Source organism: Sphingobium psychrophilum (assembly GCF_012927105.1).
GTDB classification, from domain to species: Bacteria; Pseudomonadota; Alphaproteobacteria; order Sphingomonadales; family Sphingomonadaceae; genus Sphingobium; species Sphingobium psychrophilum.
Window position 1 is genome coordinate 113,545 of sequence record NZ_JABBFV010000011.1, and the last position, 26,759, is coordinate 140,303.

Annotated in this window: 24 protein-coding genes; 19 read left to right on the forward strand and 5 right to left on the reverse strand. The window is 63.0% G+C overall.

Features of this window, described 5'->3' with window-relative positions; all coding sequences use genetic code 11:
• Positions 1 to 4 precede the first annotated feature (4 nt).
• From HHL08_RS15715 to HHL08_RS15725, 3 genes are all read left to right on the forward strand, one after another.
• Complete coding sequence (locus HHL08_RS15715) at positions 5 to 397, forward strand: copper-binding protein (protein ID WP_182914071.1); 393 nt, start codon at positions 5 to 7, stop codon at positions 395 to 397.
• A 125-nt stretch (positions 398 to 522) separates the two neighbouring features.
• Positions 523 to 1,056, forward strand: a complete 534-nt coding sequence (locus HHL08_RS15720) for a YgjV family protein (protein ID WP_328804668.1) — start codon at positions 523 to 525, stop codon at positions 1,054 to 1,056.
• A 68-nt stretch (positions 1,057 to 1,124) separates the two neighbouring features.
• A protein-coding gene (locus HHL08_RS15725; protein WP_169574044.1) for an IS5 family transposase occupies positions 1,125 to 1,885 on the forward strand; the annotation gives its coding sequence in 2 pieces (ribosomal slippage) (positions 1,125 to 1,464 and positions 1,464 to 1,885; 762 coding nt in all).
• Positions 1,886 to 2,250: 365 nt separating this feature from the next.
• Here HHL08_RS15725 and HHL08_RS26385 read toward each other — a convergent pair.
• Entirely contained in the window at positions 2,251 to 2,676 is a 426-nt protein-coding gene (locus tag HHL08_RS26385; protein ID WP_456242931.1) for a metal-sensing transcriptional repressor, read from the reverse strand.
• A 6-nt stretch (positions 2,677 to 2,682) separates the two neighbouring features.
• Here HHL08_RS26385 and HHL08_RS15735 point away from each other — a divergent pair, with 6 nt between their 5' ends.
• From HHL08_RS15735 to HHL08_RS25350, 7 genes are all read left to right on the forward strand, one after another.
• Entirely contained in the window at positions 2,683 to 3,978 is a 1,296-nt protein-coding gene (locus HHL08_RS15735; RefSeq protein ID WP_206377904.1) for an MFS transporter, read from the forward strand.
• A gap of 76 nt (positions 3,979 to 4,054) precedes the next feature.
• Positions 4,055 to 4,432: a hypothetical protein gene (locus tag HHL08_RS15740; protein ID WP_169574016.1), complete on the forward strand. Its 378-nt coding sequence runs from the start codon at positions 4,055 to 4,057 to the stop codon at positions 4,430 to 4,432.
• 52 nt (positions 4,433 to 4,484) lie between these two features.
• Entirely contained in the window at positions 4,485 to 5,753 is a 1,269-nt protein-coding gene (locus HHL08_RS15745) for a TolC family protein (RefSeq protein WP_169574017.1), read from the forward strand.
• A complete protein-coding gene (locus tag HHL08_RS15750; RefSeq protein WP_169574018.1) occupies positions 5,750 to 6,904 on the forward strand; it encodes an efflux RND transporter periplasmic adaptor subunit in 1,155 nt (384 codons plus the stop codon). The genes HHL08_RS15745 and HHL08_RS15750 overlap by 4 nt, the downstream gene beginning before the upstream one ends.
• Positions 6,901 to 10,137, forward strand: coding sequence for an efflux RND transporter permease subunit (locus HHL08_RS15755; RefSeq protein ID WP_169574019.1), 3,237 nt, complete (start codon positions 6,901 to 6,903; stop codon positions 10,135 to 10,137). Before HHL08_RS15750 ends, HHL08_RS15755 begins: the two co-directional genes overlap by 4 nt.
• Positions 10,134 to 11,396 (forward strand): aspartyl protease family protein, encoded by a 1,263-nt coding sequence (locus HHL08_RS15760; protein ID WP_328804665.1) that lies wholly within the window; start codon positions 10,134 to 10,136, stop codon positions 11,394 to 11,396. Before HHL08_RS15755 ends, HHL08_RS15760 begins: the two co-directional genes overlap by 4 nt.
• Positions 11,397 to 11,461: 65 nt before the next feature.
• Positions 11,462 to 11,971: a copper-binding protein gene (locus tag HHL08_RS25350; RefSeq protein WP_235955079.1), complete on the forward strand. Its 510-nt coding sequence runs from the start codon at positions 11,462 to 11,464 to the stop codon at positions 11,969 to 11,971.
• An 86-nt stretch (positions 11,972 to 12,057) separates the two neighbouring features.
• Here HHL08_RS25350 and HHL08_RS26130 read toward each other — a convergent pair whose 3' ends face one another.
• Both HHL08_RS26130 and HHL08_RS15775 read right to left on the reverse strand, forming a co-directional pair.
• Positions 12,058 to 12,285: a GDCCVxC domain-containing (seleno)protein gene (locus tag HHL08_RS26130; RefSeq protein ID WP_169574020.1), complete on the reverse strand. Its 228-nt coding sequence runs from the start codon at positions 12,283 to 12,285 to the stop codon at positions 12,058 to 12,060.
• Positions 12,278 to 12,649, reverse strand: a complete 372-nt coding sequence (locus HHL08_RS15775) for a mercuric transporter MerT family protein (protein ID WP_235955080.1) — start codon at positions 12,647 to 12,649, stop codon at positions 12,278 to 12,280. Before HHL08_RS15775 ends, HHL08_RS26130 begins: the two co-directional genes overlap by 8 nt.
• Before the next feature lie 89 nt (positions 12,650 to 12,738).
• Between HHL08_RS15775 and HHL08_RS15780 the strand changes: the two genes are divergently transcribed.
• Complete coding sequence (locus HHL08_RS15780; RefSeq protein ID WP_169574021.1) at positions 12,739 to 13,152, forward strand: MerR family transcriptional regulator; 414 nt, start codon at positions 12,739 to 12,741, stop codon at positions 13,150 to 13,152.
• Between the two features lie 145 nt (positions 13,153 to 13,297).
• Here HHL08_RS15780 and HHL08_RS15785 read toward each other — a convergent pair whose 3' ends face one another.
• Together HHL08_RS15785 and HHL08_RS15790 are read right to left on the reverse strand one after the other, a co-directional pair.
• Positions 13,298 to 14,104 carry an undecaprenyl-diphosphate phosphatase gene (locus HHL08_RS15785; protein WP_235955081.1) on the reverse strand — a complete coding sequence of 269 codons (807 nt, stop codon included), beginning with the start codon at positions 14,102 to 14,104 and terminating at the stop codon, positions 13,298 to 13,300.
• Between the two features lie 129 nt (positions 14,105 to 14,233).
• Complete coding sequence (locus tag HHL08_RS15790; protein ID WP_169574023.1) at positions 14,234 to 16,756, reverse strand: heavy metal translocating P-type ATPase; 2,523 nt, start codon at positions 16,754 to 16,756, stop codon at positions 14,234 to 14,236.
• Between the two features lie 67 nt (positions 16,757 to 16,823).
• Here HHL08_RS15790 and HHL08_RS15795 point away from each other — a divergent pair, with 67 nt between their 5' ends.
• From HHL08_RS15795 to HHL08_RS15830, 8 genes are all read left to right on the forward strand, one after another.
• Positions 16,824 to 17,243: a MerR family transcriptional regulator gene (locus HHL08_RS15795; protein WP_169574024.1), complete on the forward strand. Its 420-nt coding sequence runs from the start codon at positions 16,824 to 16,826 to the stop codon at positions 17,241 to 17,243.
• 106 nt (positions 17,244 to 17,349) lie between these two features.
• Positions 17,350 to 19,341: a cytochrome c/FTR1 family iron permease gene (locus HHL08_RS15800; RefSeq protein WP_235955082.1), complete on the forward strand. Its 1,992-nt coding sequence runs from the start codon at positions 17,350 to 17,352 to the stop codon at positions 19,339 to 19,341.
• Positions 19,342 to 19,433: 92 nt separating this feature from the next.
• Entirely contained in the window at positions 19,434 to 20,129 is a 696-nt protein-coding gene (locus tag HHL08_RS15805; RefSeq protein WP_169574048.1) for a cation transporter, read from the forward strand.
• 67 nt (positions 20,130 to 20,196) lie between these two features.
• Complete coding sequence (locus tag HHL08_RS15810) at positions 20,197 to 20,547, forward strand: hypothetical protein (protein ID WP_169573996.1); 351 nt, start codon at positions 20,197 to 20,199, stop codon at positions 20,545 to 20,547.
• Positions 20,548 to 20,612: 65 nt separating this feature from the next.
• Positions 20,613 to 21,965, forward strand: coding sequence for a TolC family protein (locus tag HHL08_RS15815; protein WP_169574026.1), 1,353 nt, complete (start codon positions 20,613 to 20,615; stop codon positions 21,963 to 21,965).
• Positions 21,962 to 23,131 (forward strand): efflux RND transporter periplasmic adaptor subunit, encoded by a 1,170-nt coding sequence (locus HHL08_RS15820; protein WP_169574027.1) that lies wholly within the window; start codon positions 21,962 to 21,964, stop codon positions 23,129 to 23,131. The genes HHL08_RS15815 and HHL08_RS15820 overlap by 4 nt, the downstream gene beginning before the upstream one ends.
• A 3-nt stretch (positions 23,132 to 23,134) precedes the next feature.
• A complete protein-coding gene (locus HHL08_RS15825; protein ID WP_169574028.1) occupies positions 23,135 to 26,389 on the forward strand; it encodes an efflux RND transporter permease subunit in 3,255 nt (1,084 codons plus the stop codon).
• Positions 26,389 to 26,727, forward strand: a complete 339-nt coding sequence (locus HHL08_RS15830; RefSeq protein ID WP_169574029.1) for a DUF190 domain-containing protein — start codon at positions 26,389 to 26,391, stop codon at positions 26,725 to 26,727. The genes HHL08_RS15825 and HHL08_RS15830 overlap by 1 nt, the downstream gene beginning before the upstream one ends.
• Positions 26,728 to 26,759: the final 32 nt, after the last annotated feature.

A 26,759-nucleotide genomic window follows, 5' to 3' on the forward strand; every position in this document is an offset into this window, starting at 1 on the left:
GACCATGAAGCATGCACGACTGACTATTGCCCTCGGCCTCGCCGCCTTGACCGCTGCGTGCGGTAAGAAAGCGGAAACGCCGGTTGCGGCCGAGACCAACCAGGCGGCGCCCGCCGCCGCCATGAGCGGTGACATGGGCAATATGGCGATGGCACCAGCTGCCACTGCGCCGATCATGGCCAAGGGTCATGGCACGGTCACCGCGATCGACAAGACCGCTGGCACGATCACGCTCGACCATGGCCCGATCCCGGAAGCCAACTGGCCGGCAATGACCATGGCGTTCAAGGCCGCGCCTGCGATATCCGACGCGGCGAAGGTGGGCGACAAGGTCGATTTTGATGTCACGCTTGTGGGCAGCGCCGGTGAGGTAACAGCGATCCAAAAGAAGCCTTAAGCAGGGGATTTTATAAGGCCCATTAAAGGCTAATTAACCTCGTTCCTTCACGCTTCAGTGATGAAAAAAGAACGAGCTGGGCGCGAAACGCAGATCAAGATTGGAAGAACCGAGCGGTGGCAGTCGTGATTGCCACCGCCTTCGGTTGCGTGGCGCTTCTGTGTGTCATTATCTGGCCGTTCTTCAGCGACTACAAGACGGTCGTAAAAATTCAGAGCGCGGGCGCTGCTGCGTTTGCGACATATTTTCTAATGTTGGGATCGCCCACTGCGGCGGTGGCATGCCTCATTTCTTGCGCGCAACTCCTCGTCTCAGCGTCAGTGCGTGACCGCTATGTCGTCGTGCGACTCTATGGGGCCAGCCTCATTGTGTTGTCCTTCCTATCGGTCATAACATGGCACGGAATACCATCCGCGCTGGCGTTGACCGGCAGTTCGCTGGGTAGTCTAGCCCGCTTGCAGACATCGACGACGCGTATGAAGGGTCTGTTCCTCGTGGGGGCTCCATTTTGGCTCGCCCATAATTTGATCGTTGGAGCCCTTTTCGCCTTGGGCACCGACGTTGTTTCTTTGCTCTCGAACTTTGGGAATTTGTTGAAGTTTGCGGTGAGACGTTGGCGCGAATCAGCCTTTCATGACGCTGCCACTAGGGCGTGGTGATGATTTAACACTTAGGGCTTCCCATGAGGCTGGAAGTCTGATTCATGGCTGTTTTTTTGGGATCAGCGATGGATATCGACGCGCTTCGGGATGACGAGTGGGAGCGGCTGAAAGGGCACATGCCGGGCGGCACGAAGGGCAAGCGCGGGCCGCGCACGGACAACCGGCGTTTTCTGGATGCGTTATTGTGGATGGCGCGTTCAGGTGGGCGGTGGCGTGACCTGCCCGAGCGGTTGGGCGACTATCGGACGGTGAAGCGGCGATATTACCGCTGGATCGAGATGGGCATCCTTGATGCGATGCTGGAGCATCTGGCGCGCGAAGCCGACCTGGAGTGGCTGATGATCGACAGCACGATCGTGCGCGCGCACCAACATGCGGCTGGCGCGCCTCGGTCAAAAGGGGGGCGGATGCCCAAGGCCTGGGTCGGTCTCGCGGCGGGCTGAGCACGAAAATCCACGCGGCAGGTGATGCGCTAGGCCTGCCAGTGCGTCTGATTGCCGGCCCCGGACAGCATAGCGATATCGCCTGCGCGGCCGACCTGATCGACGGCTTCTCACCCGATGCCGTGCTCGGCGACAAAGGCTATGATGCCGATCATCTGTGCGGGGCAATCCAAAGGGCCGGTGCCACCGTCGTCATTCCACCCAGACGGAACCGCAAGGTCCAGCGACCCTGCGACCGCCACCTGTACAAGGAGCGTAACCAGATCGAACGCTTCTTCAACAAGCTCAAGCAGTTCCGGCGCGTCGCAACCCGCTACGACAAGCTGCTCGTCAACTTCATGGGCTTCGTCAAACTCGCTGCCATCGCCATTTGGATCAGATAGTTAAATCATCACCACGCCCTAGAGCGGCCATAGGCTATTAAGCGCTCGGGTCTTTTTCCTATGTGGGATCATGACCTAACCACAACCATCTGAAAGGCCCTTCAGATCTGACTGTACACGGCGGGCTTCCGAATCAAAGTGGTTGACGGTTGCGCATGGGTAACGCGCTGAAGGCGCCGAATTCGGGCAAGACTCGGCGGTGTGCGGGCGGCGTGACATCCATACCTGAACGCTGATAAGTTTGGCGGACGCAGGTCAAAGGATCGTTCGTCGGACAAGCATTTTGGTGGGGAAGTGCCGCTCTATTAGCACACGCTAGCAGACTGCGTCTGGTCGAGTAGCCGATCAACGTCAGACGTAGCCGCTCATAGATATTTCGATATTATCCTGAACTCCTCTACCGCCGAGCCAACGGCCTCCGTGCCGTCGGCATGGACGAGGCAATGATCGATATGGTCGTTAATAAGCGCTCTCTTCGCGCTGGCGACTGCCTTTTCGACTGCATGAAGTTGCTGGACGATCTCGACGCAAGGTCGACCAGCCACGATCATATCGACAGTGCTGCGCAAGTGGCCACCAGCGCGATTTAATCGCTTGACGATCGCGGGATGACTTTCGTGCCTGTGTTCCGTCATCCGCAAGACCTCCTGCAACGCGCTACATGGCTTTACATATCCTCCAGGGGAGGATAACTCAAGCGCGTCCGATATCCCCCATGGGGGATAGGGTCGCAAATCAATCGGAACAAACGCAACGTGCTCTCCGTCCTGGCAAACCGCATCTATCGCCATCTGTTCATGGCTCAGGTCATCGCGCTCATCGGCACGGGGCTCGCGACGGTTGCGCTCGGCCTGCTTGCCTATGACATCGCCGGCGGCAGCGCCGGCGCGGTGCTCGGGACGGCGCTCGCGATCAAGATGGTTGCCTATATCGGTGTCGCGCCGGTCGTTGGCGCCTTCGCCGACCGCCTGCCACGTCGCGCGTTTCTTGTCAGCATGGATCTCGTGCGGATGGCCGTGGCGATCTGCCTGCCATTCGTGAGCCAGGTCTGGCAGATCTATGTCCTGATCTTCGTGCTGCAATCGGCCTCCGCGGCGTTCACGCCGACCTTCCAGGCAACCATCCCCGATATCCTGCCAGAGGAGCGCGACTATACCCGCGCGCTGTCGCTGTCGCGGCTCGCCTATGACATGGAAAGCCTGACCAGCCCGATCCTGGCTGCCGGGCTGCTGACCGTCATCAACTTCCACTGGCTATTTTCGGGAACGGCGATCGGGTTTCTGTGCTCGGCGCTGCTCGTCGTGACGACGGTCCTGCCACGTGCCGCGAAATCAGAACCGAGAAGTGGCGGGATTTACGCCAAGACAACGCGGGGTACGCGCATCTATCTGAAGACGCCGCGCCTGCGCGGGCTGCTTGCGCTGACCCTCGCTTCAGCTGCGGCCAGTTCGATGGTCATCGTCAACACGGTGGTAATCGTGCGTGGTAATCTCGGCCTCACGCAGCGCGATGTTGCCTTCACCCTTGCGGCTTTTGGCGCAGGCTCGATCCTTGCCGCGCTGACCCTGCCACGTATCCTCGATCGGGTCGCCGATCGTACGATCATGATTGGGGCTGCGGCAGCAATGACGATCGGTCTCGCCCTTCTGGCGATGCTCACGGCAAGCTTTGGGGCAGCGCCCGGTTATTGGCGCATGGTCCTGATCGGCTGGTTCATACTCGGTATCGCCTATTCGATGAGCGTGACGCCATCGGGCCGATTGCTTCGACGGTCGGCCAATGCCGACGACCGCCCGGCCTTGTTCGCCGCGCAATTCGCGCTCAGCCACTGCGCCTGGCTGATCTGCTATCCCCTGGTGGGGCTGTTGGGCGCCAGTATCGGGCAGACGGCGGCGTTTGCGGCAATGGCGGCGATTGCGGCCGCCGGAACCCTGGCCGCCTTGTGGCTCTGGCCCAGCGCAGATCCCGATACGGTGAACCATGACCATGCGGATCTCGCGCCCGATCATCCCCATCTGCGCGGTGATCACGGCAAGGCGCGGGAGCATGCGTTCGTTATCGACGATCTCCATCAGCGCTGGCCACGCCGATGACTTTCATCTCGACTGTCATGATCCCTGTCTTGCGGCGCGCTTGTGGACCGGCCGCGTTCGCGATACCCGTATCGCCATGACGGCATCGTCGGTCAGTTTGCGCGCTTCGGTGCGGGCCTGTGCCCGCATGCGCCTTTTTGCGCTCTCGGCGATTCTGGCGCTGTTCGGGATGCTGGCGCTTGCCACCTGGCATGACGCTATGCCGCACGTCCATGATGCCGAGCATGTCATCAGCGTCGATCGGGATCATCATGATCACGCCCCGGCCGAGCAGCCGGACACACCCGACCTGATGCATCTGGCGGCTCATGCGGTGCTCCAGACAATCGATGTGCCTGCGCAGGCTGTGGTTGTTGCGCTGTTGAAGCCTGTCACCGCAATCTGGGCGCGCGAACCCGCCGAGGCGGCGCGGTCCATCGCACCTTCGTCAATTCTGCGTCCCCCGCGAGGCTGAATTCACGCGCTTAGCGCGTGCCGTCATTGCAGCCTTTTTTGGGGATAAGAATATGAGAGCCTTTATAGGCCGGCTGTCGCGTCGCGTGGTGTCCGGCATGATGGTCGCGACCTGCGTCGCTGCGCTGTGCGCACCCGCACAGGCGCAAGTGGCGCCGCCGTTCGCTACACTGCTACGCCAGACCGCCGAGGCGCCTCGGCGCATCGAAAGCGAAGCTGAGGTCCGCCGGTCCGAAGGTCTTGCACGCCAGGCGCGCGCCCGACCCAATCCGACGATCGGCATTCTCACTGAGAATGTCGCGGGATCGTCTCCCTATCGCGGGGTCGATCGCGCCGAGACGACGCTGCAATATAGCCAGCCGCTGGAAATCGGCGGCAAGCGTTCGGCGAGGATCGCAGCCGGAAAGGCCGGCGTCGCCGCGTCCCGCGCCCGCGATCGTGATGCGAAGATCCGCTACGCTTATGATCTTGCACGCGCTTATGCAGCGGCGGACGTCGCAGACCAGAGGATAATGCTGGCCGAAGGCGAGGTCGAGCAAGCGCAGAATATCCTGCGCGCCGCTCGCGTGCTGGTCGATGCCGGCAAGGAAGCGCGGCTGCGCGCCCTGCAAGCAGAGGCCGCGCTGAACGCCGTCAGCGCCGATCTTGAGGGGGCGAAAGCGGATCGCATTGCGGCCTATGCCCGCCTCTCCGCACTCGCCGGCGTCGAGGAGACCTTCACCGGCTTGTCGGAATCGCTCCTGACCGTGCCGGTCGCGGCACCGGCTTATGGCCCCGTCGATCCGATGACGAGTTCGTCCTTTCTTGCCGCGCAGGCAGAGCGGGAGGCTGCCGAGCGCCGCCTGACCGCCGAACAGAAGCGGGCAATCCCCGATGTGACGGCAATCGTCGGCGTGCGGCGCCTCGATTATGAAAATGCGACCGCACTGACGGCGGGCGTCTCGATCCCGCTCAACATCTTCGATCGCAATCGTGGCAATATCGCCGCTTCGCAAGCAGAGGCACAGGCCGCCGCCGCAAGATTGGCCATGGCGCGTAACGATGCGATTGCCGAAGCCCGCGCGGCCGGGGCGCAGATTGCGGCCGCACAGTCGCGGGTTGCCGCAGCGGAGGCATCGCAACGCACCGCCGAAGAAACCTATCGTCTCGCTCGCATCGCCTATGAGGCTGGTAAATCCCCGCTCGTCGAATTGTTGAACGCCCGCCAAGGCCTTGGCGCGGCACGCGGGATCGTCCTCGACGCCAAAGTGGCCAGTTTCGAGGCGCGCGCGCAGCTCGCCCGTCTTCAGGGCCGCACCCTTTCCGGAGATGAGATCCAATGAACCCCGAACGCAACAAGCTTTATGCCGGGGCCGCGATCGGTCTTGTCCTCGCCGCCCTTGCCGGTTTCGGTGTCGCCAGGATGACTGGCCCGTCCGCACCGACAGCCGAGACGGAGGCGGCCGCCTCCGCCGCTCCAACCGACACGGTCGTGATCGCCCAGGATGATATCAAGACCTCGGGGATTGGCCTTGCACAAGCGGCAGCCGGTGGCGTCGCCGGCATCATCCTCGCCAGTGCCACCGTCGAGGCAACGCCTGACGCCGAAGCGGTGCTCACTGCCCGGGCAGCGGGCACCGTTACCCGGATCTTCAAGCGGATCGGTGATCCGGTCAGCGCGGGCGAAACGATCGCCATTGTCGAGAGCCGCGATGCGTCGGCGATCGCCGCCGATCGCAGTACGGCTGCCGCAAGGGTTACGCTTGCAAGCCGACAACTGGCGCGCGAGCGAATACTGCTCAATCAAGGGGTGTCGCCCCGGGCAGACTATGAGACCGCCGAAGCCAATCTGGCGGTCGCTCAGGCCGAAGCCCGGCAAGCGAGCGCTGCCGCCAGCGCGGCAAAGGTCTCGCGCGACGGCAGGTCGGTTGCGGTGGTCAGTTCGATCTCCGGCCGTATAACATCCGCACCCGTCAATCTCGGCGCGTTTGTGCAGGCCGAGACCGAGCTGTTCCGTGTCGCCGATCCGCGCCGCCTTCAGATCGAGGCGAGCATGCCGGCAGCGGACGCATTGCGTGTGAAGGCGGGTGACAGGGTCGAGCTGATGACCAACAACGGCCAGAAAGTGGAAGGCCAGGTCCGCTCGGCGACCGGCGTGGTCGATCCGCAGACGCGGCAAGCGACGGTGGTCGTGACACCAAGCGGAGGCGGCGGCCTGATCGCGCCCGGTCAACTCGTTCAGGCGCGTATCTTCGCCAGCGGCGGCGATGCGGCCTCCGGCGTGAATGTGCCGCAGGATGCGGTCCAGACGCTAGGGGATCGCTCGGTGGTGTTCGTGCGAACCCGCCAGGGGTTTAAGGCGCAGACCGTGCGGGTTGGAACGCGCAGCGGCGGCATGGTCGAGATTGCCTCGGGCCTCCCTGCAAACACGGTGATCGCCACCACCAATACCTTCCTGCTCAAGGCCGAGCTTGGCAAGGAGTCGGCGGAATGATCGCGCGGATTTTAGGGCTCTCGGTCAGAGCGCGATGGGCCGTTGTGTTCATCACCTTCCTCGTCGTCCTGTTCGGTGCCTGGCAGATCACCCTGCTGCCGATCGACGCGGTCCCGGACGTCACCAACCGCCAGGTCCAGATCAACAGCTTCGTGCCGACCCTCGGACCGGTCGACATGGAGAAGCAGGTCACCTTTCCCGTCGAGACAGCGCTTGCCGGTATTCCCGGTCTGCAGACGACCCGCTCGCTCACGCGTAACGGGTTCAGCCAGGTCACCGCGGTCTTCAAGGACAGCACCGACATCTATTTTGCTCGGCAGCAGGTGACCGAACGGGTCGCTCAGGCCAAGGACAGCTTGCCTGCTGGCGTTCAACCCCAACTCGCGCCGCTCACGACGGGTCTGGGCGAGATCTTCATGTTCAGCGTCGCGTTCGAACATCCCGACGACAAGGGCGTTAAGGTCGTCGACGGTCAGCCCGGCTGGCAGTCCGATGGTTCCTATCTGACGCCCGAGGGCGAGAAACTGACCACGGTGGTTGCCAAGGCCGCTTATCTGCGAACGGTCCAGGATTGGATCATCAGGCCGCAAATGCGCACCGTGCAGGGTGTTGCCGGTGTCGATTCCAACGGCGGCTATGTGAAGCAATATGTCGTCGAGCCGAATCTGACCGCGCTTGCATCCTATGGCGTCTCGGTCACTGACCTCGCCGACGCGCTCGAACGATCGAACCTGTCGGCGGGCTCCAACTATGTCCGCCGTGCCGGCGAATCCTTTCTCGTTCGCGCCGACGCGCGGCTGCGCTCGGTCGCCGACATAGAAGAGGCGGTGATCGCCACGCGTGCCGGCGTCCCGGTGCGCGTGAAGGACGTCGGCCAGGTCGTCATCGGGGGCGCGGTGCGGACCGGATCTGGCAGCGTCGGCGGGTCAGAAGCAGTCATCTCGACTATCCTGATGCTCACTGGCGAGAACAGCCGCATCGTCGCCAATCGCGTCGCCGACAAGCTGGTCGAAATCAACAAGACGTTGCCGCCGGACGTTGTCGCAAGCCAAGCCTATAACCGCTCCAAGCTGGTCAATGCGACCATCGCCACGGTCGAGAAGAATCTGGTCGAAGGCGCACTGCTCGTCATCGTCGTGCTGTTCCTGCTGCTCGGCAACATCCGCGCGGCGCTCATCACCGCAGCCGTGATTCCGATCACGATGCTGATGACCGCTGCGGGCATGAATGAGCTGGGTGTTTCGGGCAATCTGATGAGTCTCGGCGCGCTGGATTTCGGCCTGATCGTCGACGGCGCGGTCATCATCGTCGAAAACGCGCTCCGGCGCCTCGCCGAGCGGCAGCACCGCGAAGGCAGGCTGCTGACACGGACCGAACGTCTCGCTGAAACCACTCACGCCGCGCAGGAGATGGTCCGGCCAACCGTCTATGGCCAGGCCATCATCTTCCTCGTGTTCATACCTTTGCTCACCTTCCAGGGCGTGGAGGGCAAGACGTTCGCACCGATGGCGATCACGCTGATGCTGGCGCTGGCCAGTGCGTTCATCCTGTCGATCACGTTCGTGCCAGCGATGGTCGCGTTGCTCGTGATCGGCAAGGTCAGCGAGACCGAGGTCAGATCGATCCGCTGGTTCAAGGAGAAGTATCAGCCGGCGCTCACCCGCGCCGTGGCGCGGCCAATGCCGTTCATCCTCGGTGGCGTAGGCGTGTTTGCTGCGGCCGTTTTGCTGTTCGGCACGCTTGGACAAGAGTTCATGCCGCAGCTCGACGAGAAGGACATCACGGTCACCAATTTCCGTATTCCGTCCGCCTCAATCGACCAGTCGACCGCGATGCAGCTCCAGATCGAAAATGCACTCAAGACGTTGCCCGAGGTGGCATTGGTCTTTTCCAAGAACGGCAACGCCGATCTGGGCACCGATCCGATGCCGCCTAATGCGTCCGATACCTATGTCATCCCAAAGCCCGAAAAGGAGTGGCCCGCCGAGGTCAAATCCAAGGAGGACATCCTCCGACGGATCGAGGAACGGATGAAGCCGTTGATCGGCAACCGCACCGAGATCCAGCAACCGATCCAGATGCGGTTCAACGAGCTTATCGCGGGCGTTCGCTCGGACGTGGCGGTCAAGCTCTATGGCGACGATCTCGATGCCATGAGCGAAGCGGCGGGCCGGATTGCAACCGCACTTCGGGCAATCCCGGGCGCGGCGGACGTGCAGGCGGAACAGACATCGGGCGCGCCGACCTTCGACATCAAGGTCGATCGCCAGGCGGCGGGCCGTTACGGCCTGTCGGTCGAGGAGGTCGCCAGTACGGTCGCGGCGGCCCTTGGCGGACGCGAAGCGGGCTTGTTGTTCGAAGGCGATCGGCGTTTCGATGTCGTGGTGCGACTGCCCGACGCACAGCGCGACGATATCGAGACGCTGGGCTCGATCCCGGTCATGCTACCATCCAGCGGTGCCGGGAACGCGCGTTCCATCCCGCTCAGCGAAGTGGCGCGCTTCACCTACACCGAGGGGCTTAACCAGATCAGCCGCGAGAATGGCAAGCGGATGGTGGTGGTCCAGGCCAATGTGCGCGGCCGCGATCTTGGCGGATTCGTCGCCGAAGCCCAGGCGAAGATCACGGATGTGAAGCTGCCCGCCGGCACTTTCATCGAGTGGGGCGGCCAGTTCGAGAGCCTTCAGTCCGCCTCCCAGCGATTGGCGATCGTCGTGCCGCTTTGCTTCATCCTGATCTTCGCGTTGCTGTATATGGCACTGGGCGGCGCCTGGCCTGCCCTGATTGTGTTTACGGCCGTCCCCATGGCCCTGGCTGGAGGTGTGTTCGCTCTGTCCTTGCGGGGGATACCCTTCTCCATCACGGCGTCGGTCGGGTTCATCGCGCTTTCGGGTGTGGCGGTCCTCAACGGTCTCGTCATGATGAGTGCTATCCGCAAGCGGCTTGACGACGGCGAAGGGATCGACGGTGCCATCATTGGTGGCGCGATGGAACGTGTGCGGCCCGTGCTGATGACTGCCCTGGTAGCGAGCCTGGGCTTCATCCCTATGGCGCTCGCCACCGGAACCGGAGCGGAGGTGCAGCGACCGCTTGCGACCGTGGTGATCGGAGGGCTTATCACGTCGACGGCGCTGACGTTGCTCGTTCTTCCGGCAATCTCGGCGCTGATGTTCCGTATATTAGCGAAACGGAAGACTATCCAGGAGCCTCCGAGAAGGGTTGTGGCGGCGTGAAGGAGTCCCCTCCAACAAATTCGGTGGAAAGCTGGGCTGAAAAGGTGACGCCCTGTCACACTAACCGGCGAACGGCACTCAAATGTCTGGCCGCCGGGCTTGTCGTAACCAGCAATCCAATTCCGCTGTGGGCCGCGAGGACCAATCGCGGGCAGCCGTGGGGCGGCTTTGTCACGCCTCCGACCTGGCGCTCCCTGGAAGTCGCAACCGGCGACACGCTGATCGTGCCGGCCAAAGTGTCCGGCGTAGCAATCGACGCGGTGCTCGATAGCGGTAGCGGCGCGTCCATCATCAGCAAGTCGCTTGCTGCGAAGCTCGGCATGACGAACCTGGAGCCGCGACGGATCAATGGCCTGGGCGGCAAGGCTCCGGTCGGTCTAGTCCGCAATGTCGCGGTGATGCTGGGCGCTTATGCGCCCGTCCTCCCGTTCGCGGTAATCGCAGACTTGGGGGCGGTCTCGGCTGCCTTTGGCCGTCCGATCGATATGCTGCTCGGGGCAGATGTGCTGGCTGGCGGCTGCGTGGCGCTCGATTTTGCGACGCGACGGTTCGCATTTGAGAAGCCCGCCAGCTTTGTGCCAGGGCCGGAATGGACTACGCTTTCGCTCGGACACGGTGCCAAACAGGAACTGTTCGTGCTGGCGTCTATCGCGGGCCTGGACCCGGTGCCGCTGATGCTCGATTTCGGCAGCTCGTCGGCGCTGATATTATCCTCCGCCTATATCGAGACGCATGCGCTTCTGGCGGGCAAACCTGTTTCCACCGCCGCCCTTGGCGGGGTCGAAGGGGTGCAAATCGTCAAGTCCTTTATCGCCGATACGGTGAGCCTGGGCCCGCTCTCGATCGCCTCTGTTCCGGCGCTCGCCCTTGATCATTGGACCTCGGTGAGCACCGTAGGCAATGTGGGAATGCCGCTGCTCGGACAATTCGATATCGTGCTGGACGTGTTTAAAGGGCTATTGTGGTTGCGAGCCTCCCCCCCTCGGGGACGTCTGCCGATGCTGAAGGATCGAAGCGGCCTTGGCCTCGCCGTCTCCGCTACTGAACTGACTGTCGTGCATGTGGCATCTGGCAGCCCTGCGGATCAGGCGGGGTGGGTTCTTGGTGAGCACGTCGTAGCGGTGAACGGTCGTGTCATAGATGTATTCTATACGCGGGGGTCGCTCTGGCAGTGGCGCTACGGCCCCGCAGGAAGCCGGGTAACGCTTAAGCTCGCGGATGGAACGACGCGGATGCTAACGCTTGCCGACTACTACTGAGCAGTCCGACAGGAAAGCAATGAGAAGCTACCGGTACTCTCGGGTCTGGCGCAGGTTTGAAGGTGATGACCCGGATCGCCATACTGTGGATCGGTGGCACGCTGGCAGCCTCGCCGGTGTCGATGGTCGTGCTGGCGGCCGCTTACCGGCTGCTGCTGCGTAGACCGCTACGTCCATCTTCCGAAACCACCCCAGCCGCTGAGCAAAAGGAGGTCACCATAAGAGCGCCACGCATCGCACTGTGTACCGCCGCCATCTTGGCCGCCGGTCCGGCCCTCGCTCAATCCATGAGCGGGGATATGAAAGGCATGCCCGGTATGACGGGCATGGACAAGAAGGCGCCGGCCGCCAAGACAGGGCACGGTGTCGGTGTCATCACCGCGATCGATCCCCAAACGGCCAAACTTACAATCCAGCACGGACCGATGCCGGCGGTGGGCTGGCCCGCCATGACCATGGCGTTCAAGGCCAATCCGCCGACGCTGCTTCGCGGCCTGCAGGTGGGCCAGCGGATCGGGTTCGACGTCATGACCCACGGCATGGCCGCCGAGATCACTGCCGTTCGACCGCAATAGGCACTATTTGCCCGAGGCGGGCATCATTTGAGTACGCCCGCTTCGGGGAGATGTCTTGCAGAATAGCTTGACCCCAAGGAGATTAGTTAGGTGCAGCAAGAAGCGCCTGGACCCGAAAGTTGAATAGGTGGGCACGCTACCGTCCCATAGGAGCAGAACACGCAGCAATCTCCTGCCTTCGGGCGCAACAAAGCACCGCAGCCTGTGCAATCGTAGAAATATTGGCAGGCGTTCGTCGGCATCGTTTCCATCTTCACCGTGCCGCATTGCGGGCAAGTGATGGTCGATTCGAGAAGGGGTGCGCGCTCAGACATAGGAATATCCGAGCCAGAGCAGGATCGCGCCGATCGTCAAGCCGACGAACACCACAACACGCAAGGCAGGCGGCGTGCAGGCACCCTCGGGTCCGCAGGTCATCGCCACGCGCTGTTGCCGCCAGAGCATGATTGCACCACCGACAAGGCAGAGTGCACTCAAGCCCAGGAGAAGCGTCCGATAGGGAGCTGCGGCAACGGCGATGCCGCCCAACCACCCCACACTGACGCCAACGGTGGTCAGCAAGATCGGCAAGGCGCAGCAGGAGGCTACGCCGAATGCCGACGCTGTTGCGCCGAAGGCGAGTAACAGCGCCCCACGCGCGCTAGAAAAGCGGCCCAGGACATATGGTTTGGACATCATCGACGACTCCTTGCGATCAATTGGCTGGAACTCTACCGTCTGTAGGAACTACAGACTCAACCCCCAATTTCGAAAGGCGAGGGGCGGCCATGGAAACCATCGCGATTGGAGAGCTTTCGCGGCGCACGCGCTGCAACATTGAGACGATCCGCTACTATGAGCGTATCGGACTGCTGCCCATGCCGGCCCGCCGGGGCCGGTACCGCAGCTTTGGCCTCGCGGATGTTGCGCGGGTCCATTTTGTCCGGCGTGCGCGCGAGCTGGGCTTTACGCTAGACGAAATTCGGGCGCTGCTCGGAATCGCCACCGCCGAAGACATGGCATGCGGCGACGCCCGCGAAATCGCGGCTTCGCACCTCCAGCAGGTGCGCGCGCGGATTACGGACTTGAGGCGCATGGAGCGCGTACTTGCCGACACCGTTCGTGCCTGCGACGCCGGCGATCAGGTCGGATGTCCGTTGATCACGACATTATCTGCTACCGCCCAATTGGGCACGATTTGATCGATGTTTCTGCAAGATCGGCGAACCTGTCACGGTGCCTCTCATCGTCGCCGAAATCCTGGTAACTGTCGGACTGTGGCTACATCTGACTGAGTTGCACGACCACGCCTACAAGCGGCTTGAGCTGTGCGGCGAGGCTGAAGCCTTAGACCAGCCAGGCGTTGGTGGTCGCAATGACCAGAAGAACGCCAAGCACGCCGCGATAGATGACGAACGGCCAAGCGGAGAAGCGCTCGAGGACGCGCATTAGCGCCCAGATCGCCGCGAACGCTGAAACGGATGCAACAACAAGACCAACGGCCAAAACGGACCAGCCATGCATATCGAGATGGACTTTGTGCAGCTCCCATAATTCCTTCAGCCCGGCGAGAGCTATAGCCGGGATGCCCAACAGGAATGAAAAGCGCGCCGCTTCTTCACGCTTAAATCCGAGTGCTAGCGCAGCGGTGAGGGTCGATCCGGAGCGTGAGACGCCTGGGATGAGGGCTCCGACCTGCGCCAAGCCGACGAGCAGCGCGTCCAGCAATGATGCATTCTCAACGCTGCGGCGGTGGCGTGCCAGGATTTCGGTGAGCGCCATCAGCACCGCCATCGCGATGCACGCCCAGCCAATCACCGGCAATGCGCGAAGGGGCGAGTTGCATATATTGAGGCTGCTGGAAAGGAGAGCGCCCGCCAGCGCGATAGGGATCGTCGCCAGCACGATCCAGGTCGCCAGACGAAGGTCGGGATCGGCGAATTCGCGGCGGCTGATCGCCGACACTGACCCGACCGCAAGACGGCGAACATCCCGCCAGAAATAGCTGATAACGGCGGCGAGTGCTGCGAGCTGCATAGCTGCCGAAAACGCAGAGCCCGGATCTCGCCACCCCAACACGGCAGGTACGACGCGCATATGGGCTGTCGACGAAATCGGCAGAAGTTCAGTAATGCCCTGCACCACACCCAACATGGCAACCTTGGCATAGCCTAATGTGACAAAGCCCGTGTCGATGCCCGTGCTACATTGTCCGGCCATATCGATGTGATCCTTTTACGGATGGAAAAGAAGATCGTCGCTTCGGCGCGCTCGGCAATCGTGTTATCGAGCCCGCTGGTCGCGATCGATAAGACGCAGCCCGTTGAGGACGACCAGAAGCGATGCACCGACATCGGCCGCTATCGCGCCCCAGAGTGACGCCATCCCGAGCAGCGTCAGTCCCCCGAAGACGAGCTTTACCGCAAGCGAGAAGCCGATGTTCTGCCGGATGACGGTGAGCGTCGCTCGTGAGTGCCGAATGAGCCACGGTAGCTGGGAGAGATCGTCCTGCATCAGCGCGATATCCGCCGTCTCGATCGCCGCGTCGCTCCCAATCGCGCCCATCGCGATGCCGAGGCTCGCCCGCGCCATCGCCGGCGCGTCGTTGACGCCGTCGCCGACCATGGCGACGAGGCCATGCTGCGCGACGAGCCTTTCTATCGCCTCGACCTTCTGTTCGGGAAGCAGCTCGGCGTAGACCTCATCTACGCCGGTTTCATGTGCGATGGCCTGAGCGGGCGCGCGGCTGTCTCCCGTCAGCATGACGACCTGCGCGATGCCGAGCTTATGGAGCTGCGCGACGATCTGCGTGGCCTCGGGACGCACCGCATCACCAATCGCAATCAATCCGATGACCGACTGCGCCTCGCCGACAACGATCCCGGTCAGTCCGGCCCCAGCAATTCGCTGCAACTGGGCGGCAAGCTCATCGTCGCTGGATCCTCCAAGCCTCTCGCCAAGATAGCCAGGGGAGCCGACCCAAACTTCGCGACCATCGATCGCGCCAACGACTCCTTGCCCGGGCAAGGCCGTCACTGACTTTGCAGGGACGACGTCGACGCCGCGCTCCGTTGCGGCATCGAGGATCGCGTGGGCAATCGGATGCTCGCTTCGCGCTTCGATGGCAGCCGCGAGCGCCAGCAACTCGATCTCGCCCCGACCGCCAAGCGGGACAAGCTCGACCACCTTGGGGCGCCCAAGCGTGAGCGTTCCGGTCTTGTCCATCGCGATCGCCGTGATGCGGGCAGGCGTTTCGAGATGGATGCCCCCCTTGATCAGCACGCCCCGCCTGGCCGCGCCGGTCAAGCCCGCGACGATGCTGACAGGCGTCGAGATGACCAGGGCGCAGGGGCAGGCGATGACAAGCAAGACCAGCGCCTGATAGAACCAGGCGGCCCAACCTCCCCCAAGCAGCAACGGCGGTACAAGGAATACCGCCAGAGAAAGCGCCATCACGACTGGCGTGTATATCCGCGCGAAGCGTTCCACCCATTGCTCGGTCGGAGCCCGTTTGCTCTGCGCCTCGCCGACCATGCGCACGATACGCGCGAGCGTCGTATCGGAGGCTGGCCGGGTCGTTACGATCTCGAGCGCGCCCATGCCGTTGATGGTCCCGGCATAGACCACCGTGTCTTGCGCGACCGTTACGGGTACGCTTTCGCCCGTAATTGGCGCCTGATTGACCGCGCTGGTCCCCGCAACCACCCGGCCGTCGAGCGGTATCTTTCCGCCCGGTGGAACGATCACATGCGCTCCGACCGCAACTTCGGCAACGGGTACGTCCTTCTCGATGCCCGCAACATCCCGTATCCGGGCTGAATCCGGCGCGATTTCCATGAGCGCGGCGACGGCACGGCGGGCACGTCCAAGGCTCCATGCCTCGAGCGCCAGCGCAAGGGCGAAGAAGAATGCGACGGTCGCCGCTTCGAACCACTGGCCGATGCCGAGGGCGCCCGCCACCGCGACAAGCATGAGCAGGTTCATGTCCGGCCTGAGTCGCCGCGCCGCGAGGATCGCCTTGGGCGCGACGTACCGAACCGCAGAAAGGATCGCCAAGGAATAAGCGAGCATCGCCAGAAGCGGGGGATGGGCCTCACGCGCCAGACTCTCGTGCAGCACTGCAGCGAAACCGTTTGCGCGCGCATGGATCGCAAAACCGACCAGCACCATAGCGCCGCTTGTGATCGTCAGCCCGGCCTGAACGCGGCGTCGACGCTGCTCCGCTAGCGCACCGGCGCTGCCCCCGCCTTCTTGCCACAGTTCGGCACGCATGCCCGTGCGCTCGACTGCTTTCAAAATTCCAGCGTGTTGCGCGGCAGCGGAAGAACCTGCGACCGACATGCGGCCGTTGATGAGATCGAACGACAGGTTCTCCAACCCGACGACCGGCCCGACCTCGCGTTTGAGGACGGCGACTTCATCACCGCAGTCCATGCCATGAATTTTGAAGATCGAGCCGTTTGGACGATCAGCGAAAGCCAGTTCGACCGGCTCCGGTTCGCCGGAGCAGCCGCTGCAACCGCCAACATCCGCTTCATCCTCTGCGAAGCTCCCGGTGGCTTTCAATGCGGCCGACATGCCGGTGGCCGATATGGCCGCGATGATCGCCTCCACCCCGATGCCGGACTCGATATCAACGTCGAGCAGACCGTGCTTCGGCTGGAACGATAAAAACCGCTCGTCTCCCACGAGGGGGATGAGCGCTTCCCTGAGAAGCCGAACCTCATTCTGGCAGTCGAGTCCATGGACCTTGAAGCGCCACCGTCGCTCACTCGCTATGGCGCTCGCTTCGGTCTGCTCGAACATTGCGTCACCTCGACTTTTCGACATGACACCCTCTATACAGTCTGAAGTTACTAGAGGGTCAAACGATATGTCCACGGAGCCGCTCAGCATCGGAAGTCTCGCAAAAGCCACCGGAACCAAAGTGGAGACGATCCGCTATTATGAGAGCATCGGCTTGTTGGCCGCGCCTGCCCGCACAAAGAACAACTATCGCGCCTACACCCCCCAACATCTCGCACGGCTAAGTTTCATTCGCAGAGCTCGTGCGCTGGGTTTCTCGATCGACCAGGTTCAGGAGTTGCTCGAGCTCGCCGACCAGAAGGATATTTCGTGCAAGGCGGTGGACGCGATCGCGCGCGAGCATCTCGCCGAAATTGACCGAAAGCTTCGCGACCTGAACACTTTGAGATCCGAATTGAGCAACGTGATCGTCCAGTGTGGACACGGCACCATTTCCGAGTGCCGCATCATCGAGACATTGGCACCGGATTCCGCCGCATTCAGCTGAGCAGGGAAGGTTGATGAGACCGCCGATCGCAATAATGAAGCAGCTAATGCAAACAAGTCGCAAAACCACTTGACCCTCTAGCAGCTAGAGGCTGTAGACGCAGCGCATGTTTACGCTTTCAAGCAGCCTTCACCTTTTGTCGAGTCGCCGGCGAACGGTCTCGTTCCGCCAATCGGTGCTCCGCCCGTTGGCAGTGCTAGGCATCCTCTTGTTTGCCCTTGGCACAAGCGTCGCTGCCCAGGCCCAAACCACCGACGTCCAGACCGCGTGGCGGCTGCTCGATTATATGGCGGTCGATTATGGCGGCGCTGTCAGTGGCGGAAGGGTGAAGAGCGCCTCGGAATATGCCGAGATGACCGAATTCGCGGCTTCAGTATCCACCCGCCTTGCGGCGCTGCCGTCTACACCGGCGCGCGGACAGTTGATCGCGGGCGCAACCCGGCTCCAAGCCGTTATCGCTGCGAAGGGCGCGCGCGAAGATGTTGCCCGCATCGCCCATGGCCTCGCCGCCGATCTGCTCAAGGCCTACCCGGTGTCCCTCGCACCAGGCAAGGCGCCCGATCTGGCCCGCGGCGCCACCTTGTTCGCGCAGAATTGTGCGAGCTGCCACGGCATGACCGGCGACGGGCATGGTCCTGACGCCGCAAAGCTTAAGACCCTGCCGATCGCCTTCAGCGACATTACGCGCGCGCGGCAGCGCAGTCCCTTTGCGCTCTATCAGGTCATCGATCAGGGCATCGACGGCACTGCGATGCAAAGCTTTGCGACCTTGCCGAGCGCCGATCGCTGGGCGCTGGCCTTCTATGCCGGTCGCTTTGCCTTTCCCGACGCGCTCGCAAGCCAGGGCGAGCGGCTGTGGAAATCCGATCCCGGCCTGCGGCAGATGATCCCCGACCTGACGACACTCGCAGGGCTGACGCCCGAGGTGCTGGCAATGTCGATCGGGACTGCCAAGGCCGACGCGGTGATCGCCTATCTGCGCCGCCACCCGGACGTGGTGATCCAGCAGGCACCCGGCTCGTTGACCGTTGCGCGCGATAAACTGGCGCAGAGCCTTGCCGCGTACCGCGGTGGCGACCGTCACGCCGCCCAGGAACTTGCGCTTTCGGCCTATCTCGATGGCTTCGAGCCCCTCGAGCCGATGCTGACCGCGCGCGATGCTACGCTCATGGGGCACATCGAAAGCGCCATGGGCGAGTTTCGGGCATCGCTCCAGCAGGGGCGCCCCGCCGATGAGATCGCCACGCGCATCCAGGTGCTCGACGGTCTCTTCGACGACGCCGACGCGGCCTTGTCCCCGGACGCGGCCAGCACTGCATCGACCTTCCTGGGTGCCTTCACCATCCTGCTGCGGGAGGGACTCGAAGCGTTGCTGATCGTCGTCGCGATGATCGCTTTCTTACGCAAGGCGGAGCGGCCGGAAGTGCTGCCCTATGTCCATGGCGGCTGGATCGGGGCGCTGGCGGCGGGCGGCCTGACCTGGGGAATCGCGACCTATGCGATCGGGATCAGCGGCGCGAGCCGGGAGCTTACCGAAGGGTTCGGATCGCTGTTCGCGGCCGTCGTCCTGCTCTCCGTGGGGATCTGGATGCACGGCAAGGCGCAGGCGGACCAGTGGCAACGCTACATCCGGGAGAAGATGTCGCGCGCGCTGTCGCGGCAGTCGGCCTGGTTCCTGTTCGGCCTGGCCTTCATCGTCGTCTATCGTGAGGTGTTCGAGACGATCCTGTTCTACGCCGCGCTCTGGACCCAGGGCAATGGCGGCACGATGCTGGCAGGCGCCGGCTCTGCGGTGCTGCTACTGGGACTCATCGCGTGGGCCATGCTGCGCTACAGCCGCGATCTCCCGATCGCGAAATTCTTCGCCTACAGCGCGTGGCTAATGGCGATCCTTACCATCGTCCTCGCCGGCAAGGGCGTGTCGGCCCTACAGGAAGCCGGCATCATCGACATCGCGCCGCTTGGCGGCGGCATCCGCGTCTCCATGCTCGGGATCTTCCCGACGTTGCAGTCAATGGGCGCGCAGCTCCTGATGCTCATCGCGGTACTTTGTGGCTTCCTCCTCAACCGGCGCCGTGCCGCTGTGGCGGTCGGCTGATGCAGCCGGCGACAACGACGACGATTTGCCTTGACCCTCTAGTTGCTAGAGGGTGCATAGAGTTTCCATGATGCTTGTTCGAGTACATGATCATGGTCTGTAACAGCTGCCAGTCCGACGCACCGCCGACGCCGGATCCTCGCTGGCGTCGCATGCTCTGGATCGCGCTCGCGATCAATCTGGCGATGTTTTTCGGCGAGATCGTCGCGGGCATCGCTTCGGGATCGCGATCGCTGCAGGCGGACGCGCTCGATTTCCTCGGCGATTCTGCAAATTATGCGATCAGCCTTGGGGTCGCCGGTCTGGCGCTTGGCTGGCGGTCGCGTGCCGCGCTGCTCAAGGGCGGCACGATCCTCGCCTTCGGCCTTTATGTCCTCGTCACGACGGTGCTTGCGGCGCTGGGCCGCAGCGTGCCGCAGGCCGAGACGATGGGAATCGTCGGCGTGATCGCTCTGATCGCGAATGGCAGCGTTGCGCTCATGCTCTATCGCTACCGCGGTGGCGACGCCAACATGCGCTCGGTCTGGATTTGCTCGCGAAACGACGCAATCGGTAATCTCGCGGTCCTGCTGGCTGCCGCTGGTGTCGTCGGTACGGGCACGGCTTGGCCGGATCTCGCTGTTGCCCTCATTATGGCGGGCCTGGGGATTTGGGGCGGCCTGCAGATCATCAGTCAGGCCCGTGCAGAGCTACGCCCGACACCGGTAAGTCGAGTCGAGGCACAACATTCGTTGGCGAGTCCGGCACGACACGACGCGCTTCCTATCTTATCGCAGAATGAGCGATGACGAGTTTATTTCTTCGTACAACGGGCGAGACTAGCTCGTTACCCGCGTTCCTGTTAGGAAGTGTGCCGTGCGACGGCTGCTGAACATCCTTGCCTATTTGACGATCGCCCTCTCCTTGGGGACGACGGCGACGGCGCATGTGCTGGAGCGGCCGGATGTAGGTGTTTCATTGCATGAAACTGGCATGGACGAGATAGCCCTGGGCCACGCGCCCGGCGACGCAGATCAGGTGCCCTCCGATAGTGACAAAGGGTATCCGCATCATCACGGCGGTTGCCACGGCGATCACGTCGCTGCGCCGGTCAAGATCGCTAATAATACGCTCAAACCCGATCTTCGGCTCGCGCCCATTTTTTCGATCGATTCGCTTCGGCCACTCTCCACTGCCGATCCGGCGCTGAGGCCCCCCCAAGCCTGACGATCCGCTGACCTCGCCGGCCATTGCCGCGCGGGGCCAACCCGGTTTGTCAGGAGTTATCATTTATGCATCGTACAATCGCGGCCGTTATGGTCGCGGCGTCTCTCGCCAGTGCGGCCGGGGCGCAAACAACAACGCGGCCCGGCATTCCGGCGGCGACCACTTCGTCACAATCGCCCGATGCGTTCTCGCTCGAGAACGCTCTCGCTGCGGGCGGCATGCCATCCATCCCATCACCCGTCCTCAACAACGGCGCGGCATCGGGCGGCAGCGGATCGGCTCCACTTCCGTCGGTCGCGGCGGCCACGGCCGGCGTCGACGCCGCGACCGCGGCGCGGCGTGTCGCAGGCTTGCGCCCCAACCCCGAGGTGCAGGCACAGGTCGAGAATATCGCCGGCACCGGCGTCTATAAGGGGCTGCGGAGTTCCGAAACGACGGTCGGCGTGGCGCTGCCGCTGGAACTGGGTGGCAAGCGGCCGGCGCGTGTCGCACTGGCGACCGCCCGCCTCACTCGGGCGCAGATCCAGTCGGAAATCGCGCGAGCGGATCTCCGCTTGCGGATTACGCAGCTCTATATCGAAGCCGCCGCCGCCGAGCGCCGTGCTGAAGTGCTGAGCGAGCAGGCCGGGATCGCCAACAACGCGTTCCGGGTCTCAAGCGAGCGCGTGAAGGCCGGCGATGTCGGCCCGATCGAGCAACAGCGCGCCGATGTGCTGCGCATCAATGCGCAGGTCGCAGCCGATAGCGCGGCCCGGCAGGCACAGGCGGCGCGTGTAAACCTTGAGACATTGTTGTCGGTGCCGGTGATGGGGCCACTCGATCGCGCCTGGTTCGAGCGGATCGATGATTACGGACCGCCTCGGCCCGTCGATGTTGAAGGGACGCTAGCCTTGGTCGCTGCGGAAGCGGATGTTCGCACCGCCGATGCACAAGTGCGGGTAGCAAGGTCGTTGCGCGTGCCCGACCTGACTATCAGCGCGTCCGCCCGCCGATTGGCGGCGACCAACGACACCGCTGCTGTGGTCGGGATTTCGATTCCGATCCCGTTTTTCAACAACGGCAGCGCCTTCGTGGCGCAGTCGCGATCGGAGCAGACACAGGCGATCGCGCTGCGAAACCTAGCCGTGATCGATACCCGCCAGCAGATCGCCAGCGCACAAACCGAAGTGGCGAACGCCGCTGCGACCGCGCGGGCGGCGGGCGGACCGGGACTGGCAGCGGCACAGGAGGCCGCCCGCATCGCCCGGATCGGTTGGACGCAGGGCAAGTTCGACCAGATCGCGCTCCTCGATGCCGAGCGCACGCTTTCACTGACCCGCCAGACCTACGTCGATGCGCTCGCCGCCTATCACGACGCGCAGGCCCGGCTCGACCGGCTCACCACGCCGGCCCCCACGATTTCCGGAGATGATCGATGATTCAAGATAAGCGCCTTCTTGGCGGTGCGGCGGCTGTCGCGATCGTCGCCGCACTTGGTGGCTTTGGGATCGCACGCTGGACTGCGAGCGAACCTGCCGCAACCGAAGCGGCGAGCGGTAACGCCGCTGCCCCGGCAGAGGAGGAAAAAGCCCCCGACACGGTGGCGATGACTGCGCAGGCGGTTCAGCAGGCCGGCATCGCCACAGAGACGGTCAATCCCGGCGGGCTTGGCGCAGAAATTGTCGCGCAGGCGACGGTGAGCGCATCGCCGCAAGGCGAAGCGATCGTGACCGCCCGCGCAGGCGGCGCAGTCACTCGGCTATTGAAGCGGCTCGGTGATCCGGTGCGTGCCGGCGAAACGCTTGCCGTTGTCGAAAGCCGGGATGCGGCGCAGTTTGCCGCCGATCGCACCGCTGCGGCTGCCAAGTCGACGCTTGCGCAAAAGGCGCTTGCCCGCGAGCAGTACCTGTTCCGTCAAAAGGTCTCAGCGCGGGTCGAGCTGGAACAGGCTGAGGCGGAAGCCGCCTCAGCCGCCGCAGAAGCGCGCCGCGCGAGCGTGGCGGCAGGGGCCGCGCGCGTGACATCGGACGGTCGCGGTGTGTTGGTGTCCAGCCCGATTTCGGGTCGCGTCACCTCGGAGAACATCAGCCTGGGCGCGTTCGTCCAGCCCGAAACCGAGCTGATGCGCGTCGCGGATGCGTCAAAGATTCAGATAGAGGCGGCAGTCGGTCCGACCGACGCGCAACGACTCTCTCCAGGCGATCGAGCAATCATCGAGCTGCCCGACGGGCGGACGGTGGAGGGGCGCGTGCGCGCCGTCACACCCGGGCTTGCCAACGACACGCGCTCGGCGACGGCGGTCCTCGACGTTTCGGGCAGCCTTCAGCCGGGACTCGCAGTGCGGGTGCGGCTCCTACCGGGCGGGGGCGGCACGACCAGCAATGCGATCGTAGTGCCGGAGGATGCGGTGCAGACCCTCGAAGGGCGTGACATCGTGTTTGTGCGGACCGCGCAGGGATTCAAGGCTCAGAGCATCACGATCGGACAACGCAGCAACGGCCGGGTCGAGATCCTGAAGGGTCTCGCGGCAGGCAGCCAAGTCGCAACCAAGAACGCATTCCTGCTCAAAGCCGAACTCGGCAAGGGCGCGGGCGAGGAAGAATAGACCATGATCGCAAATCTCATGGCGCTCTCCGTCCGCATGCGTTGGACGGTACTCGCCCTTTTCCTAGTCATCGGCGGCCTCGGCCTCTGGCAGCTTACCAAGTTGCCAATCGACGCGGTGCCAGATATCACCACCAATCAGGTTCAGATCAATACGATCGACCCGCGTTTGTCGCCGGTCGAAATCGAGAAGCTCGTTACCTATCCCGTCGAAATCGCCCTAGCCGGCATTCCAGGTCTTGAAACCACACGTTCGATCTCGCGCAACGGCTTCAGCCAGGTCAGTGCGATCTTCACCGACAGCACCGACCTCTACTTCGCGCGTCAGCAGGTTGGTGAGCGCCTGCGCCAAGCAACCGAAAATTTGCCGGACGGTGTTCAGCCACAAGTTGGACCCGTCTCCACGGGTCTTGGCGAGATCGTCATGTACACGGTTGGCTATGCCAATCCGGACGGCAAGGGCGCTAAAAAAGTCGCAGGCCAACCAGGGTGGCAGCCGGACGGCAGCTATCTGACGCCCGAAGGCGAAAGACTAACGGACGCGGTGGCCAAGGCAAGCTATCTGCGAACTGTTCAAGACTGGATTATCGGCCCGCAGCTTCGCTCGGTGAAAGGCGTTGCCGGCGTCGACTCCATTGGTGGTTATGCCAAGACGTTCGTGGTCGAACCAGACCCGACGAAGCTCGCCAATTTCGGAATCTCGTATAGCGAGCTCGGCCAAGCTCTCGAGAACGCAAATCTCGCGGTGGGCGCTAATTACTATAACCGCGGCGGTGAAGCGTACCTTGTGCGCGTCGATTCCCGCGTGCGTACGGTCGATGAGATCAGCAATGCTGTCGCGGCGACGCGTGGGGGAACCCCAATCACGATCGGCCAGATCGCCAATGTTCGCGTCGGTGGCGATCTGCGAACGGGTGCGGGTAGCATGAACGGCGAAGAAGCGGTCATTGGCACGGTGCTGATGTTGATCGGTCAGAACAGCCGGGTTGTCGCCACGGAGGCCTCGTCCAAGCTCGATCAGGTTGCGAAAACACTGCCACCGGGCATCCAGGTCAAGGTGGTGTTGAACCGCGCTGAATTGGTCGGCGCAACGGTGGCGACGGTCCAGCGCAATCTGACCGAAGGCGCGATCCTTGTTGCCGTGGCACTGTTCCTGCTGCTCGGTAACTGGCGCGCCGCCGTGATTGCAGTGCTGGTCATCCCCTTCTCGTTCCTGATGATGGCCATGGGAATGAACGCGTTCAAAGTCCCCGGCAACCTGATGAGCCTGGGGGCGCTCGACTTCGGTCTGATCGTCGATGGCGCCGTTATCATCATTGAAAACTGCCTCGCCAGACTGGCGCACCGGCAGGAACATGAAGGCCGACTGCTCTCGCTCCGCGAACGACTGGAGGAGACGATGCGGGCGTCACAGGAGATGATCAAGCCGACCGTCTTCGGCCAAGCGATCATCCTGCTCGCGTTCGCACCGCTGCTCACATTTACGGGCACCGAGGGCAAGACGTTCTCGCCGATGGCGATCACCATCATGCTCGCGCTGGTGGCCGCGTTCGTACTCGCAATCACGCTGGTGCCAGCGCTGGTTGCAATCCTCATCCGCGGCAAGGTCGCGGAGAAGGACGTGTGGCTGATCCGCAAGTCCAAGGAGCGCTACCTGCCGTTGCTGGATCAGGCGATTGCGCGTCCGTGGCCATTCATCCTCGGCGGATTGGCCTTCTTCGTGGCGGCCATCCCCGCGTTTGGGCTGCTAGGCTCGGAATTCATTCCCCAGCTAGATGAGAAAAACCTCGCCTTTGCATCGACACGAGTGCCCTCCGTCAGCCTTGATCAGTCGCTGGCGATGGAACGCAAGGTCGAGGAGGCGGTAATCAAAATTCCCGAAGTCGCCTTGATGTTCTCGAAGACAGGCACTGCGGAAGTTGCGAGCGATCCGATGCCGCCAAACGTCTCGGATGGCTTCGTTATCTTGAAAGAGAAGGACCAATGGGCAGAAGGCACAACCAAAGCTGATGTGGTTGCCAAGATTGAGAAGGCGACCGGCGGTCTTCTTGGCAATCTTTACGAGGTCAGTCAGCCGATCCAGCTGCGATTTAACGAGCTGATCGCGGGTGTTCGTGGCGATGTTGCGATCAAGCTCTACGGCGACGATCTCGACAAGATGGCGCTGACGGCAAATGAGATGGTGCGCGTACTCCAGACCATACCCGGTGCGGCCAGCGTCAAGGCCGAACAGGTCGGTGGCGCACCGGCGCTCGACGTAAAGCTCGACCGCGCCGCGATCGCTCGCCTCGGCCTCACAGTTCGCGACGTTGCGGACACGGTTGCGGCAGGGCTCGGTGGGCGTGAATCGGGGCTTGTGTACGAGGGCGACCGGCGTTTCGACGTCACCGTTCGCGTCCCTGAGACGACCCGCGCCAATCTGGACGACATCCGCTCGATGCCAGTGCTGCTCCCGGAGGTAGAAGGGAGGCCGCGCGCCCAAGTGCCTCTGGCACAGGTCGCGCAGATCCGCCTTACCGAAGGGCTGAATCAGATCAGCCGAGAGAACGGCAAGCGCCGCGTGGTCGTTCAGGTCAATCTCGGCGGACGCGATGCCGGTTCGTTCGTTCAGGAGGCGCAGGCGAAGATCGCACAGGTGAAGCTGCCGGCGGGCTACTACCTCGAATGGGGTGGTCAGTTCGAGAACCTTGCCGCGGCATCGAAACGGCTGTCGATCGTGGTTCCGTTATGCTTTCTGGTCATCTTCGGGCTGCTTTACATGGCACTGGGTGGACTCGGCCGGGCGGCGGCGGTGTTCCTGGCGGTTCCTTTAGGGCTCGCGGGCGGCGTCTTCACGCTTGTGCTCACCGGCATCAACTTCTCGGTGTCGGCGGCGGTGGGGTTCATCTGCCTCGCCGGCGTGGCAGTGCTAAACGGGCTTGTCGTCATGACGGCGATCCGAGACCGGAGTGAAGCTGGACTGCCCATCGCGCAGGCGATTCGTGAAGGCATGGCCGAGAAGATGCGGGCGGTCATCATGACGGGGTTTGTGCCGGCGATAGGCTTCGTGCCGATGGCGCTCGCGCACGGCACCGGCGCTGAAGTCCAGAAGCCGCTTGCGACGGTCGTGATCGGTGGCTTGATCGCGGCAACTATCCTTACCTTGCTCGTGCTGCCGGCGCTCGCGAAAGTGATCCTCGGGCGAACCGAGGACCAGAAAGAACAAGAGGGTAGCACCCGGCACGGCGAGGATCCTGCCCCTTTGAGAGGAGAAGCGTGATGGGAGAACCGGCCCGAAAATTGCTGCGGATCTACACAGACGAAGCGGCCTATATCGGTGATCGCAAAGTTTTCGAATATGTCGCCTCGCTGGCGCGTGATCGAAAGATGGCGGGTCTCACGGTGCTTGAGGCGCTGATCGGATTCGGGGCCTCTGCGCACGTCCACCGGCGCCATGTGCTTGAGAGCGATCGTGCGGTGGTGATCGAAATCGTCGATTTCGAGGACGCATTGCGCGCGTTCGTCGCCGCCCTGAGCGATGTACCCGACATTGGGCTGATGACGCTCGAAGCGGTCGAGGTGATCGGTGGCAAGGCAAGCAAGACGCTGGAAGCCTGAGCCGATGAATTGCGGCCCGGCAAGCGAGAGGG